Origin of the sequence: Bradyrhizobium valentinum (genome assembly GCF_001440405.1) — a bacterium.
Classification (GTDB): Bacteria; Pseudomonadota; Alphaproteobacteria; order Rhizobiales; family Xanthobacteraceae; genus Bradyrhizobium; species Bradyrhizobium valentinum.
This window is the reverse complement of sequence record NZ_LLXX01000067.1, coordinates 94,539-107,860: the sequence shown is the minus strand read 5'-3', so window position 1 is coordinate 107,860 and position 13,322 is coordinate 94,539. Positions and strand designations below refer to the sequence as shown.

Annotated in this window: 11 protein-coding genes and 1 pseudogene; 6 read left to right on the top strand and 6 right to left on the bottom strand. The window is 60.5% G+C overall.

Features of this window, described 5'->3' with window-relative positions; translation table 11 throughout:
- Positions 1-14 precede the first annotated feature (14 nt).
- Complete coding sequence (gene groL / locus CP49_RS11515; RefSeq protein ID WP_057850364.1) at positions 15-1,658, bottom strand: chaperonin GroEL; 1,644 nt, start codon at positions 1,656-1,658, stop codon at positions 15-17.
- A gap of 234 nt (positions 1,659-1,892) precedes the next feature.
- Here groL and CP49_RS11510 point away from each other — a divergent pair, with 234 nt between their 5' ends.
- Positions 1,893-2,837: a LysR substrate-binding domain-containing protein gene (locus CP49_RS11510; RefSeq protein ID WP_057850363.1), complete on the top strand. Its 945-nt coding sequence runs from the start codon at positions 1,893-1,895 to the stop codon at positions 2,835-2,837.
- Positions 2,838-3,822: 985 nt separating this feature from the next.
- On the opposite strand, the gene CP49_RS11505 is transcribed toward CP49_RS11510, so the two are convergent.
- Positions 3,823-4,146, bottom strand: a complete 324-nt coding sequence (locus CP49_RS11505; RefSeq protein WP_197423082.1) for a hypothetical protein — start codon at positions 4,144-4,146, stop codon at positions 3,823-3,825.
- A gap of 199 nt (positions 4,147-4,345) precedes the next feature.
- Entirely contained in the window at positions 4,346-5,935 is a 1,590-nt protein-coding gene (locus CP49_RS11500) for an N-acyl-D-amino-acid deacylase family protein (RefSeq protein WP_082645968.1), read from the bottom strand.
- Positions 5,936-6,391: 456 nt separating this feature from the next.
- Here CP49_RS11500 and CP49_RS48600 point away from each other — a divergent pair.
- From CP49_RS48600 to CP49_RS45915, 3 genes and pseudogenes are all read left to right on the top strand, one after another.
- Positions 6,392-6,502, top strand: a pseudogene (locus CP49_RS48600) (hydantoinase B/oxoprolinase family protein); the annotation flags it as partial.
- Complete coding sequence (locus CP49_RS11495) at positions 6,482-6,787, top strand: hydantoinase B/oxoprolinase family protein (protein WP_276326570.1); 306 nt, start codon at positions 6,482-6,484, stop codon at positions 6,785-6,787. The pseudogene CP49_RS48600 and the gene CP49_RS11495, both read left to right, overlap by 21 nt.
- Positions 6,788-8,012: 1,225 nt before the next feature.
- Positions 8,013-8,162, top strand: coding sequence for a hypothetical protein (locus tag CP49_RS45915; protein WP_197423081.1), 150 nt, complete (start codon positions 8,013-8,015; stop codon positions 8,160-8,162).
- A 138-nt stretch (positions 8,163-8,300) separates the two neighbouring features.
- On the opposite strand, the gene CP49_RS11490 is transcribed toward CP49_RS45915, so the two are convergent.
- On the bottom strand, positions 8,301-8,798 hold the full coding sequence (locus tag CP49_RS11490) for a winged helix-turn-helix transcriptional regulator (RefSeq protein WP_057850360.1): 498 nt from the start codon (positions 8,796-8,798) through the stop codon (positions 8,301-8,303).
- 496 nt (positions 8,799-9,294) lie between these two features.
- On the opposite strand from CP49_RS11490, the gene CP49_RS11485 reads away from it, so the two are divergent.
- Positions 9,295-9,948, top strand: coding sequence for a flavin reductase family protein (locus CP49_RS11485; protein WP_057850359.1), 654 nt, complete (start codon positions 9,295-9,297; stop codon positions 9,946-9,948).
- Positions 9,949-10,014: 66 nt separating this feature from the next.
- Here CP49_RS11485 and CP49_RS11480 read toward each other — a convergent pair whose 3' ends face one another.
- Entirely contained in the window at positions 10,015-11,226 is a 1,212-nt protein-coding gene (locus CP49_RS11480) for a multidrug effflux MFS transporter (RefSeq protein WP_057850358.1), read from the bottom strand.
- 96 nt (positions 11,227-11,322) lie between these two features.
- Positions 11,323-12,522 carry an acetyl-CoA C-acyltransferase gene (locus tag CP49_RS11475; RefSeq protein ID WP_057850357.1) on the bottom strand — a complete coding sequence of 400 codons (1,200 nt, stop codon included), beginning with the start codon at positions 12,520-12,522 and terminating at the stop codon, positions 11,323-11,325.
- A 171-nt stretch (positions 12,523-12,693) separates the two neighbouring features.
- Between CP49_RS11475 and CP49_RS11470 the strand changes: the two genes are divergently transcribed.
- Positions 12,694-13,317, top strand: coding sequence for a TetR/AcrR family transcriptional regulator (locus CP49_RS11470; protein WP_057850356.1), 624 nt, complete (start codon positions 12,694-12,696; stop codon positions 13,315-13,317).
- The last annotated feature ends 5 nt before the right edge of the window (positions 13,318-13,322 follow it).

Genomic DNA, 13,322 nt, shown 5'->3' with positions numbered 1-13,322 from the left:
GGATCGCGATCGGCTCAGAACTCCATGTCGCTGCGATGGTGGCCGTGGTCGTGGCCCGGCAGAGGTGGAGGCGGGGGCGTCGGCAGCTCGGCAACCATGGCCTCAGTGGTGATGAGCAGGCCGGCGACCGAGACCGCGTCCTGCAGCGCGGTGCGCACCACCTTGGTTGGATCGATGATACCCTTGGAGACCAAGTTGCCGTACTCGCCAGTCTGGGCATCATAACCCCAGTGGTATTGGTCCTTCTCCAGAATCTTGCCGACCACCACCGAACCGTCGTCGCCGGCGTTTAGTGCTATCTGGCGCGCTGGCCAGCTGATTGCCTTCTTGACGATGTCAACACCGTGCTTCTGGTCCTCGTTGGCGGGCTTCAACCGGTCGAGCACCTTGGCGGCGCGCAGCAGCGCCACCCCGCCGCCCGGCAAAATGCCTTCTTCGACCGCAGCACGGGTCGCATGCATCGCGTCGTCGACACGATCCTTGCGCTCCCTCGCATCGATCTCTGTGGCTCCCCCGACATGGATCACCGCCACCCCGCCGGCGAGCTTGGCGAGCCGCTCCTCTAGCTTCTCGCGGTCATAGTCGGAGGTGGTCTCCGCGATATGCTGCTTGATCTCGTTGATGCGGGCCTCGATGTCCTCCTTCTTGCCGGCGCCGCCGACGATCGTGGTGCTTTCCTTGTCGATCATTACCGTTCTGGCGCGGCCGAGCATGTCGAGCGTGGCGTTCTCAAGCTTCATGCCGAGATCTTCCAGGATGGCGGTACCACCGGTCAGGATGGCGACGTCTTGCAGCATCGCCTTGCGGCGATCGCCAAAGCCGGGCGCTTTCACGGCCGCGACCTTGAGGCCGCCGCGCAGCTTGTTGACCACGAGGGTGGCGAGTGCTTCGCCTTCGACCTCTTCGGCGATAATGAGCAGCGGCTTACCTGTCTGCGCCAGGGCTTCCAACAGTGGTAGTAGTTCCCGCAAGTCCGAGAGCTTCTTCTCATATGCGAGGACGTAGGGATCCTCCATCTCCACCCGCATCTTGTCGGCATTGGTGATAAAGTAGGGCGAGAGATAACCCCGATCGAACTGCATGCCCTCGACTACGTCGAGCTCAGTCTCAATCGACTTCGCTTCTTCGGCCGTGATCACGCCCTCATTGCCTACCTTTTTCATGGCCTCGGCGAGCAACCTGCCGATTTCGGCATCGCCATTGGCGGAGATAGTGCCGACCTGCGCGATCTCGTCGTTGGAAGTTATCTTCTTCGAGTTCCTCTTGAGATCCTCGACGACAGCCTCGGCCGCAAGGTCGATGCCGCGCTTCAGGTCCATCGGATTCATGCCGGCGGCGACTGCCTTGGTGCCTTCGCGAACGAGGGAAGCCGCCAGCACGATTGCAGTGGTTGTGCCGTCACCGGCGACATAGGAGGTCTTGCTCGCAACCTCGCGCACGAGCCGCGCCCCCATGTTCTCGAATTTGTTCTCGAGCTCGATATCTCCGGCGACCGTCACACCGTCCTTGGTAATGCGGGGTGCGCCAAACGACTTTTCCATTGCCACGTTGCGGCCCTTGGGCCCGAGCGTCACCTGCACCGCGTTGGCGAGAATGTCGATACCGCGCAGCATGCTTTCACGCGCCCTGCGGGAAAATGCGATTTGTTTGCCTACCATGGATGGTTCCCCGATTTGATCAGGTGACCTCGCGGGCGCCTTGGGGCGTCTAAGTCCGAATTTGCGGTTCTCCCTTTGATTGTCCGCACAACAGCGACCCTCGGAGCGTGCACGTGCGGCGCGCTTGCGCTGGTGATTTCAACCCACACGATTTCAAGCCGCCCAGTGTTTTAAGCTAGCGGCCAAAAAGCCAATCAAATTGCTTTGCCGCGGCATTAAGAATATCTTATCGGGGTGATCACGACCCGGCAGCTATGTTATCTTGATGCGCTTGCCCGTCATCAGCATTTCGGACGAGCCGCGGCGGAGTGTTGCGTCAGCCAGCCCGCTCTTTCAATGCAGATCCACGAACTGGAAGGGCTTCTCGGCATAGAGTTGATCGAGCGGCGCCCGGGCGCGCCGATGTTCACCGAACTTGGCATCGAGATCGCGCAACGCGCCGGAGTGATCCTTGGTGAAGTGCGCGACCTGACAGACCTGGCTCAACACAGAGCCAGGGTGCTGAGCGGAACGTTGCGCCTTGGCGTCATCCCGACGCTGGCGCCGTATATCTTGCCGCGGTTGCTGCCGCAACTAGAACTCGGGTATCCCGATCTGCGCCTTGATTTGGTGGAAGCACAGACCAAGGTGCTGCTCGCGGATCTCGAGCGTGGCGCTCTCGAAGTATTGTTGTTGGCGTTGCCGCTCAAGGCGGCCGCGGTTGAAGTTTTCCATCTCATGAGAGACCGCTTCCTACTTGCTGTGCCCGCCGACGACCCTCTTCCGGAAACGGCGCGCGTGACGCCCGGCGAGGTGAAGAAGCGTAAGCTCATTCTGCTGGAAGAAGGCCATTGTCTGCGGGATCAAGCGCTCGACTATTGTGCCAAGGGACGTTGGACTGTGGCCTCGAGTCTGAGTGCAACGAGCCTTGCAACGGTCATGCAGATGGTGGCGAGCGGATATGGCGCCACGCTAGTTCCGGAAGTCGCGGCCGATGTCGAGTTGCGCGACGACCGAGTGAAGCTCCTGCGTTTTGTCGAACCGCAACCCGGCCGCAGTATCGGGCTGGCGTGGCGCCGGACGTCTCCACGCAAGGTCGATTTCCTGGCGCTTGGTCAGATGGTGAAGGACGCGCTGAACGCGCCCGCCCGGAAGCAATGTATCCGCCACGAGCGCGCTGGTCTGCGAACGGAAATCTAGTGGAAAGCAGTTGGGGGTCTCCTGCGGAACCGAGCAAGTCGCCGTCACCGTGTCGTCTCTGTCGAGCCGAACAACCTCAAGGCAGCATGTTCGATAATCCCCAAACCGCTTACACGCGAGAGCTGGTCGAAGCCGTGCCGCATATCGAGATCGGGCTACTTGCATCCGCAACTTGATACAGAAGCTCGTTCACTCCGGATTTCGTATATCCTGCTCCCGTTCGCTCACGGACCACCCTCGTCATTTCGTTGCCGGTTTAGAAGTGAGATTTAGGGGCTGATCGGGCTGGCAGGAGTGATGATGCGGCCAAGATGATGGCCGCGAACGAAGCTCAGCCAGTGCGCCGCGGGGTGGATTGGGCAAGGACGCTCTGCATGATCCAATTTCACCATATCCCTCACGTTCTATTGAGATGTTTCCCAAACTACGCCGACGTTGCGGCGAGCATGATCTGTCCTCGATGTGTTTGACCAATGCGGACTTCATTGCCAAAGCTGATTTTGATTTCAGTTGAATGTGGATCGTTTTCGGTGTTTTCATCGCGTCAATCGCGTTGTGATGTGAACGGGAAAGGGATGGCTTCGGCGGCCAGATCGCCGGTCTCTAGAATGAGATTGAATGAAGCGCCGCGTCTGCGCTCGAGCTGTCGTGTGCACGATGTGTGCACTGAGAGCGCGGACGTGACGATTTGCCTTCCAATTCGAGCGGATATGGTTCTAGAAGAACCAACCCTACGGAGGTATACTCGCGCTGAATTTTCCGGTCGATCCAGTCCTACCGAACTGAGATGGGCAAAAACAGATCAATAAAATGAATGACTTAGTCTGGCAATTCGGTATCGCACCTATGATGGACTGGAGCGAGAGGTCAGGTTCTTCAATAGCTTATGAGGCGTCGTGTGCACGACGTGTGCACCGAGAGATCAAGAAAAATCTCATCACGGCCAACGTGAGCTGGCCTTCTGACGTGACGGGTTCGCCCCCGGTCAGCACGCGCGCACGATCAGATTCGGAGGGCAAGGGGAATGGCGAATGTTGACGAACAGTCTGAAATTGACTGCGGTGGAAAGCATCATTCCTTCGCTGCTCATTCGTGCAGTTCCGAGCCTTGCTGTGAGATTGGCTATTCCGCGGCATCCCAGCCGACCATCCGTGCGCTCGTCGGGACCGCCAAGTGCCCGCGTCAGCTTCCAGGCAGCTTTTGACAATATCGCGCCCATGCTTTTCACCCGTTCGGGCGTCAGACGAGCCACCGGCCCTGACAGCGCCAGCACGCCGATCAACTTGGCATCCGCGCCGAACACCGGCATCGCCAACGCGCCAACATGCGGATTTGTTGCGCCCGCGGTGAAGACGGGCGGATCGATCGGTTCCGAACCCGGGCGTGGCGGCCACGCCTGACATTTGCGGAGCACTTCGGCGATCGCGCTCTTGTCCATGGGCCTTGTCTCACCGGCGACAACATGAAGCCGAAGGCGATGGGGGCTGTCGACGCGATAGAGCCGATCTCTAGGGACAAGTCCCCGGCGCCGGCGTGCGCTTCAGCGCGCGGCCGCTGGCCGCTGGCGTCAGCTTGCCTTCCTGAATGGCCGGCGTGCCGTTGACTAGCAGTGTCTGCACGCCGGCGCTCAATTCGCTCGGGCGCACATAGTCTGCCTTCGGCGCATAGCGGGCAGGGTCGAACACCACGACGTCGGCGAAATAGTCCGGCCGCAGATAGCCGCGCCGGTCGAGCTTGAAGATGTCGGCGGACAGGCCGGTCGATTGTCGAATGAAGGTCCTGAGGTCGATGACGCCGCGCTCGCGCACATAGACCGCGTATTTCTGCGGGAAGGTGGCGTATTGCCGGGGATGGCCGTCGTTGCCGTCGGAAGAAGTGACGACCCAGGGCTGCTTCATGACGAGATCGACGTCGCTGTCGATCATGTTGAACGAGGCGATCATGTCGCGCGGATTGGCGCGCAGGATACGCACGGCGGCATCGATCGGTTCGATCCTCCATGTGTCGGCCATTTCCGACAGTCGCTTGCCTGTCCACGGCCGGTCCACACTGACCAGTAGGATGGAGTCCGCGCCGCCGCGCCGACGCAAATTCTCGATCATCTCGCCGCGGATCTTCGCCATTGCCGCCGCATCGTCGAAACGCCGGATCATCGCCTCATAGCCGCCGTCGACGGCCCAGCGCGGAACCAGCGCCGCATCGAGGCTGGTGCTCGACGCCAGCCACGGATACTGGTCGGCCGTCACCTTCTGGCCGCTCGCGCGCGCGGCCTCGATCAGGCGGATCACTTCCGGCACCTGGCCCTGCAGATCGACGCCGAGCGCCTTCAGGTGCGCAAAATGTACGGGCATTTCGGCCTCGAGGCCGATCTGCAGCACTTCCCTGACGGAGTTCATCAGGCCGATGGAATACGAGCTCTCGTCGCGCTGGTGGGTGTCGTAGATGCCGCCGCGGCGCGCCGCTTCCTTCGCGACCGCTACCACTTCCTCCGTCTTCGCAAAACTCTGCGGGGCGTAAAACAGTCCGGCGGAAAGGCCGATGGCGCCCTCGCACATCGCTTTCGCAACCAGGGCTTTCATGCGATCGAGTTCGGCGGGCGAGGGGGCGCGAGCATCCTTGCCCAGCACCGCTTCGCGGACGGCGCCGAAGCCGACATAGCTGACGATGTTGGTGCCGACCTTTTGCGCCTCGAGCTCTGCCTGGTCGGCGGCGACGTTGGGCGTACCCCTGCCGTCGACGCCGATGAACACGGTCGAGACGCCCTGCATCAGCCACGGCGCATTCAGCCGCTTGGCCGCATCGCCCGATCGGATATAGCTCTCGGGATGGGTGTGGACGTCGATCAGGCCGGGCGCAACGATCATGCCCTGCGCGTCGATGGTCGTCTTTGCCGCCGGTGCGCCGGCACGCGGGCCGACATAGACGATCCTGTCGCCGGTGACCGCGACATCGCCGACGAACGGCGCCTCGTCGGCGCCGCTGTAGATCGTCCCGCCGCTGATGACGAGGTCGGCCGTCTCGGCAGCAAAAGCGTAGCCGCCATGGGCGATGAGGCCGGCGATGGATACGGCGGCGAGCAGCACAGGCAGGCATTTCATCTAAAAAGTCTCCTTCACGCGCGCAGCAGGCTAGTTCGCGTTCTCCCGGACGTCCAATGCAGAATTTGCATTGGAGGCGCATCTCCGTGCACGCAGGAAGTTTTTCGCCAACAAGGCCGGCCCTTGCGCTGGATGCAGGTCTTTCCATCGGTATTGCCTCATTGGGCGCCGATGGCTTGTAAGAACGACGCGACCGCAAGCTTTGGAGCACTGCGCATGGGCATCAGCAAGCGCCGCTTCCTGAAGTGGAGAGGGTTACCTTGCTTGCGCAAGTATCCAATCATGAAGTGTCTGCGCAGCCTCGCTTAAGGGCCGTACACGATGCTGCACGGCCAGATGATAACAGAGATTGCCCTCGCAGGAATAACCTCCGTGATTTACTAGGTCTCCTCTGTCAAGTTCGTCTTCGACGAAGACGCGCGATAACAGGCCAACACCAAGCTCCGCGCCCGTGACCTCTATGAGGAAGGTTTGCGTACCCCGCCGATGAAACTGGTGACGGCGGGCGCCATCAACGAATTGCTGATCGAAATCATCAAGAACAACGTGCGCATCCCCGAGCAAGTCCTGGGAGATTTGTGGGAGGGCAAGACGCGAGGGGGCGATGGACAGGTGTTCGAAATTGATTTGCTTGCGGACGAACCGGTAACGATGTCTTTCATGGCCGATCGGCTGCGCACGCCAGCACCCGGCATGCACGGTGGCGAACCGGGCGCTACCGGCCACGTGCTGCTGGATGGCGTACCGATTGATCCCCGGGAAACGGTGGTCGCCGCTCCTAGGTCGCGGTTGACGCTGGAAACGCCAGGTGGTGGCGGATTTGCTCTTTTCGCAGCGACCGGTTCTCGGTGAATAATGCGTCGCGTTAGCTGTCGAAGCACCGGGTGGCGAAATTCCGATTCACGACTAATCGACACTGCACCCTCGGTTGCCGTTCCTCCATAATGAGGTCAGTGCACGCGGCCACTATCCCGGCAGAAGGATCGCGTTCCTTTGGGTGGACTAGGGAGGATGGCGATGCGACTAGCGACGTTTCTTAGAAGTTGGGCTTGTATGGCCGCGGGTTCGCGGTGACATTTACGGCCGCTGTCATGGGAGGGTCGTCGATTACGCACACGCGATAGGTATACTATTTTCGCGGAAATAGTATAACGGGGCAAATCCGCCGAAAGAAGATGATAAACTATTGAAATATCAAGACTATCGCTTTTCCGTCGCGCCCATGATGGACTGGACGGACTGAGCGGAAAAAGGTCAGTCCGATCAGCACTTAAGACGAGCTTGATTTAGCCGTGCAGTACCAAATGCTGTACTGCCTGTTATCCAAACACCCGTAGGCGAACAGTTTCGCATTTCCACCTTCGTTTGGCGGCCACTGCGCATCGCGGCGTACTACACCAATGTGCGCGATTGGCCTTCGAATAAAGGCGGCGCTCTGTGCGTTTTTTCGAGGTGGTGGCTGCGAGCGTCAGGCTCGTCGTTGCCCAGACAGCCGAGGCCAATCTTCGCTCAGAGCTCAATTCGCAGAATGAGCGGTTATGGCATGTCGCTAATGGTGCTCAAGCGGGGCTGAGGGATATTAGATCTCGCCAGCTCTCGCGTAGTGCAAATTGCTCAAGTGGGATCGTTACGAGAGTATAGTTTCTCCGTGAGGCCGCACGCACGCTGCTTGCGCGGTCAAGGGATTTGCGTCGAACCGGAGATACTGTTCTCGATCCGGATCGTATCTCGCTAGCTGCTGGCGCAGCGTTTTTTGCACATATGCATCAGCGACTCAGACCTCGCGAAAATTCGAGTTTTGAAGCCCTTGATCATGCTGCCGTATCTGCTGGCGCTCTTGGCCGTCGGCGGCCCGGTCGGACGTCAGCTGGCGCCCGCGACTTTGGGTGAGCCATGCCGGCGTTGAGCTGGCTTTCGGCCCAAAACCGGAGCATGCACGGCGTCGCTGGTTCCGCGTTCACGAGCTTTTTATCCCTTTGTTGCCGCCGGCGCGGTGCAAATCCACGAGGGTCTCCCCATTTACTTGAAATGATAGTCGTCATCTAAAGCGACAGAGTATCCAATTTTGGAGTTGCATATGGGTGAAGTCATTCGATTTATTCCAAAGTCCGAGCTCGAGCGGGCCCGCTTGGTTCGAGAGGCGCGCGCGATTTACGACAGCATCTTCCCGTCGGCCGATGCGATCAGCGGGCTGGGTTACGACAAGACACCGCTCCATCGGGGTTGATTTTGGAACTGCCGCCGGTGTCCGGCCGGACCCCGCTGTACGTAGGCCTCCGTCGGTATCCGCCTTCGCAGCGATGGACGGGTACGCCTCGTTCAGCGAGGTTCTCGATGCGGCTTCCGAGTGGTGCCGGACGGTACGTTACGCCGCTTGCCTGCGCCTTTCGAGAGAAGCGTTCTCCAAAGCCGGGCGCGCGCCTGGTCTAGGATGGACTTGAACTTCCTTGGCCGAAAGCGGCTCACCGCACTCCGAGCACACCATCACGGGATCGAACATCTTGCCGCACTTGCGGTGCTCATGCAGTAGGGGACGTCCGCGTTCGTCGACCATGTGGGTGTCGCCCCAATGGACGAGCGCCATCATGATCGGATAGAGATCGAGACCCTTTTGCGTCAGGATATACTCGTGGCGTTTGGGCGACTCCTGATATGGAATGCGGCGCAAGACGCCTTGGCGAACCAGCTTTTTCAGCCGCTCTGCGAGCAAATGGCGCGTGATTCCAAGCGCTGACTGAAAACCCTCAAAGCGGCGCGCGCGCAGGAAGCATTCGCGGAGGATCAGCAGCGTCCAACGGTCGCCAATCACACCGATGGTTCGAGCCATCGAACATGGCTCCTCCTCAAGTTCATCCCATTTCATTCCTGCTCTCCGGTCGTCCGGCGCCTGCTCCACTCGAATCATCCAGGGAACCGCAAGCCGCTCGTACCATTCTAGATAGGTACTAAATTCGAAACAATGCTCCGGCGAACCGTTAAAACTAGCAGAATAGCATAGATTTGACAGTTCAATTTTAGAACGGTACGAACGAACAGTAGCCTGGGTCCGGCTGGAAAATCACCAAGCCCGCCCATTCATTTCGCTCTACGGGAGAAGCTGACATGCCCCTGAGCTGATCGAACGCATCATGGCGGACGCCGAACGAATCATCCGTCAGCGCCTGACGGGCTTCCTCGATGATGCCGGGCAAAGGCCGGCTGCCGCGCGCGCGATCGCGTGAGCGTTTCCGGACGGGCATGCTGCTGCCGCATGTTCTGACGAGGATTATGCCCACGCATAGTCATACGTGCGTTGATTGTTGTTGATGAAGTTCGACTGGCCAGCGACGGAATGGCCTCCGGCAGCCTTGGGGAAATTTATGGATCTGACCGACTTCCACTATTACGAGCCTTCGAAGGGCCACGGACTCAGACATAATCCATTCAACGCGATTGTCGCGCCGCGTCCGATTGGCTGGATTTCGTCACGAAATGCGACCGGTCAACTGAACCTCGCTCCATACAGCTTCTTCAACGCGTTCCTCTACGACCCTCCGATTATCGGGTTCTCCTCAATTTCGTGGAAGGACACCGTAAAGAACGTCAGTGAGACCCGCGAATTCGTTTGGAATCTGGTTACGATGGATCTGGGTGAGCGCATGAACGTGACGGCGGCGCCTCTCGATCACGGCGTGAGCGAGTTCGAAGCAGCAGGACTGACGCCAATACCTGGACGCCACGTCGCTGTGCCGCGGGTAGGCGAGAGCAGGGCCGCAATGGAATGCAAGGTCACCGAAGTCTCTCAATTGACGAACGCGCGTGGTGAGAAGGTTGAAGGGTGGTTCGTGCTTGGCGAGGTCGTCGCGGTATACATCGATAAGTCCTTGATCGAGGACGGTGTCTACAACACTGCACTTGCGCGTCCCATACTGCGCGCGGGCCGCGGTGGAGATTACCTCGAGGTCCGTACGGAAAACATGTTCGAGATGACGCGCCCGCCTGGCAGCAGCAAGCCGGAGTTCCATGGCACCTGATGGCGAGGAGATGAAGATAAGGGACGAGTTTGAGGCTGACAAACGGACAGTGCGGAGTGACGCCGATCAAGACCTCAGGCCCCACGTGTACAGGCCAAGTGCCAGCAGTGAAAACGCGCTCAACACGACGCCCAGCGCCAACATTGCTTCATGCGACACCGTGGCGGCAAGCCATACGCCGATTGCGGCGTTCATCATCTGCCAGAAGCCTAGTAGCGCCGAGGCGGCGCCGGCTTTCTCCCCGAATGGAGAGAGCGCCCGCGCGGTAGCCAGTGGACTGACAACGCCCATGCCGAGGAGAAACACGCACATCGCGCCCAGAAACGGCAAGAAAGTCGGGCTGATCATCGAGATGAGCAGGATCGCAACGCTGCTGGCGGCCGTCGCCCACAGTCCCAATCGGATCGGGCCATCGAGCCCGTAGCGTGGTGCCAATTTCGTCGCCAGCATACCCGCGGCGAATACGATAAAGACGGTGCCGGCGAAGAAGAGGCCGAGCTGGATCGGCGTGAAGTGCATCGCTTCAATGAATAGGCGCGGCGCAGCCGAAAACATGGAGAACAAGCCGCCTATGATCAGGCTTGCGGTTGCAGCCGGGATAGCGAAGCGACGATCGCCAATCAGCCCAGCATAGGTTCTGGCGATGGCGACCGGATTGAGCGGAGTGCGGATCGAATTGTGGGTTTCGCCGAGGACGATGCCGTAGGCGATGGCGCCAGCTCCGGCAAACGCCGCGACAAGAACGAATTCGGAGCGCCAGCCAAAACTGTGATCGAGTGCGCCGCCAAGCAGCGGCGAGAATCCGGGGGCTGCGGACATCACGATCATGATTAGCGCCATCGCGCGCGCCAGTGCCGGCCCACTGAACATGTCGCGGGCGATCGCGCGAGACAACACTGACGTCGCGCAAGCGCCAGCAGCCTGGACGATGCGGCCGATCAGAAGATTAGGCAGATCATTTGCCAGACCGCACCAGACGCTGCCGCCGATGAACACGGCAAATCCGATCAGGACTGGCCAGCGTCTCCCGTAGCGATCCGAAAGCGGTCCGACCAGGAGTTGGCCTATCCCGAACACCGCAAGAAAGACGGTGATAGCGGATGTGACCGCCGCGCTGGTCACATTCAAGGAAATTGCGATTTGTGGGAGCGACGGCAGCAAGATGTTGGTTGCGAGCGTTCCCGTGGCGGCCAAGACGGAAAGGACCGCGATTGGCAGGACGCTGGAGACGGGAACGTCCAGCGGCGCGGCCTTGATCGTCTCGCTGTGGTCAGCCATGTGAACTTTCGCGGTGATGGGGATAGGCAGGTTGCAAGGCGGCGAGTGACGCGGTTCGCGCCGCTCGCCGAGCCCTTACTTGTCGGATCGGCCGTACTATCCGCGGACGACACGTTCGATCGCGACCGCGGTGGCTTCTCCGCCGCCGATGCAGAGGGCGGCCACGCCGCGCTTGAGGTTTTGGGCTTCGAGTGCATGCAGCAGCGTGACGATCAATCGCGCGCCGGTGGCGCCAATGGGATGGCCGAGCGCGCAGGCGCCGCCATTGACGTTCAGCTTCTCGCGGGGAATGCCGAGGTCCTTCTGCGCCGCCATCGCCACCACGGCAAAGGCCTCATTGATCTCGAACAGATCGACATCGCCGACGCTCCAGCCGACCTTGTCCAATAGCTTGCGAATCGCCGGGATCGGCGCCGTGGTAAACCATTGCGGCTCCTGGCTATGGGTGGCGTGGCCCTTGATCTCCGCAAGCACCGGGAGGCCGTCGCGATCGGCGAGGGAGCGTTTGGTGAGGATGAGCGCCGCGGCGCCATCAGCATTGGCGGAGGAGGCGGCCGGCGTGATGGTGCCGTTGGCACGGAACGCGGCTTTTAATCCGGGGATCTTGACGGGGTCGACCTTGAGCGGGTGCTCGTCATTGGCGACGATCCGCGGCCCGGCCTTTTCTTGCAGCGTAATCGGCGCGATCTCGGCCCTGAACGCGCCGCCTTCGACCGCCTTGCGCGCGCGGGTCAGCGTCTCCATCGCGTAGGCGTCCTGGTCCTTCCGGGTGAATTGATAGGCTTCCGCGGTGGCCTCGCCGAAATCGCCCATCGAGCGGCCAGTCTCATAGGCGTCCTCCAGCCCGTCCATCATCATGTGGTCGATGATCCGGTCGTGACCAGCGCGGTAACCGCCGCGCGCCTTGGCCAGCAGATAGGGCGCATTGCTCATGCTCTCCATGCCGCCCGACAGCACGATCGAGGCCGAGCCTGCATTGATGATGTCGTGGGCGAGCATGGTGGCCTTCATGCCGGAACCGCAGACCTTGTTGATCGTGGTGGCGCCGGTGGCATCCGGCAGTTTGGCGCCGCGGGCGGCCTGGCGCGCCGGTGCCTGACCTTGTCCGGCTGGCAATACGTTGCCCATGAAAACCTCATCGATCCGCTCGGGCGCCAGCTTGGCCCGTTCCAGCGCCGCGCCGATCACGTGGGCGCCGAGCTTGTGGGCGCTGAGAGGCGATAGCTCGCCCATGAAGCGGCCCAGCGGCGTGCGGGCGGCGGAAAGGATAACGACGGGATCGGAAGCAGCAGCCATGGCGAACTCTCCTGTTGATAGGCTTGTTATATGACGATAATCATATAAGCTAGCCAGCATTGCAATGAAATGTTGCCGTGATCTTCAAGGAAGCGCGGTTCCAGAATTGCTTCGAGGGGGATGGGGACGGGTTGTGCAGCCGATCACCTTAGGGGCTTGCACGGAGTGGCAATGCGATACGTAGAAGACCACAGGCGTCAAACCCACGATCGGATCGTTGAAAATGCCTCCTACGGTTTGCGCCAAAAGGGCGCGGAAGGGCTCAGTGTTGTCGACTTGATGAAGCTCGCGGGTCTGACCCACGGCGGCTTCTATAACCATTTCGAGTCGCGTGCCGCGCTTGTCAGCGAGGCGATCGCCTTTGCGATGGACCAAACGACTGAGCGATGGAAAAAACTGGCGAACGGGAAGGCCGACCGGGAACGCTACGAGGCGTTGATCGCCGATTATCTTAGTCCCCGGCATCGCGACAATCCTAAACACGGTTGCGCGCTTCCAACCCTGGCCGTCGATGTCGCGCGATCGAGTCCGAGCGCGCAGCAGGCCCTGGCTTCCAAACTGGAGAAGATGATCGATGCCCTTGTCCGGTTGCTTCCCGGTGAGCCACCTGGACAGGCTCGCCAAATCGCGACAGGCGCTATCGCAACCATGGTGGGATCGATCGTGCTGTCGCGCGCCGTCGGCGCGGGGAAACTTTCCGACCGCATCCTCGATGCCGGACGCAGGACCGCCGGCGGCCGGATTCGGAAGCCGCAACGAAAAACAACAAAGGCGACGCGCTGCGAAAAATCATAACAAGG

Coding starts and splice junctions, on each gene's coding strand:
- groL (WP_057850364.1), bottom strand. CDS start 1,658: ATGGTAGGCAAACAAATCGCATTTTCCCGCAGGGCGCGTGAAAGCATG.
- CP49_RS11505 (WP_197423082.1), bottom strand. CDS start 4,146: ATGCCGGTGTTCGGCGCGGATGCCAAGTTGATCGGCGTGCTGGCGCTG.
- CP49_RS11500 (WP_082645968.1), bottom strand. CDS start 5,935: ATGAAATGCCTGCCTGTGCTGCTCGCCGCCGTATCCATCGCCGGCCTC.
- CP49_RS45915 (WP_197423081.1), top strand. CDS start 8,013: ATGGGTGAAGTCATTCGATTTATTCCAAAGTCCGAGCTCGAGCGGGCC.
- CP49_RS11490 (WP_057850360.1), bottom strand. CDS start 8,798: ATGAAATGGGATGAACTTGAGGAGGAGCCATGTTCGATGGCTCGAACC.
- CP49_RS11485 (WP_057850359.1), top strand. CDS start 9,295: ATGGATCTGACCGACTTCCACTATTACGAGCCTTCGAAGGGCCACGGA.
- CP49_RS11480 (WP_057850358.1), bottom strand. CDS start 11,226: ATGGCTGACCACAGCGAGACGATCAAGGCCGCGCCGCTGGACGTTCCC.
- CP49_RS11475 (WP_057850357.1), bottom strand. CDS start 12,522: ATGGCTGCTGCTTCCGATCCCGTCGTTATCCTTTCCGCCGCCCGCACG.
- CP49_RS11470 (WP_057850356.1), top strand. CDS start 12,694: ATGCGATACGTAGAAGACCACAGGCGTCAAACCCACGATCGGATCGTT.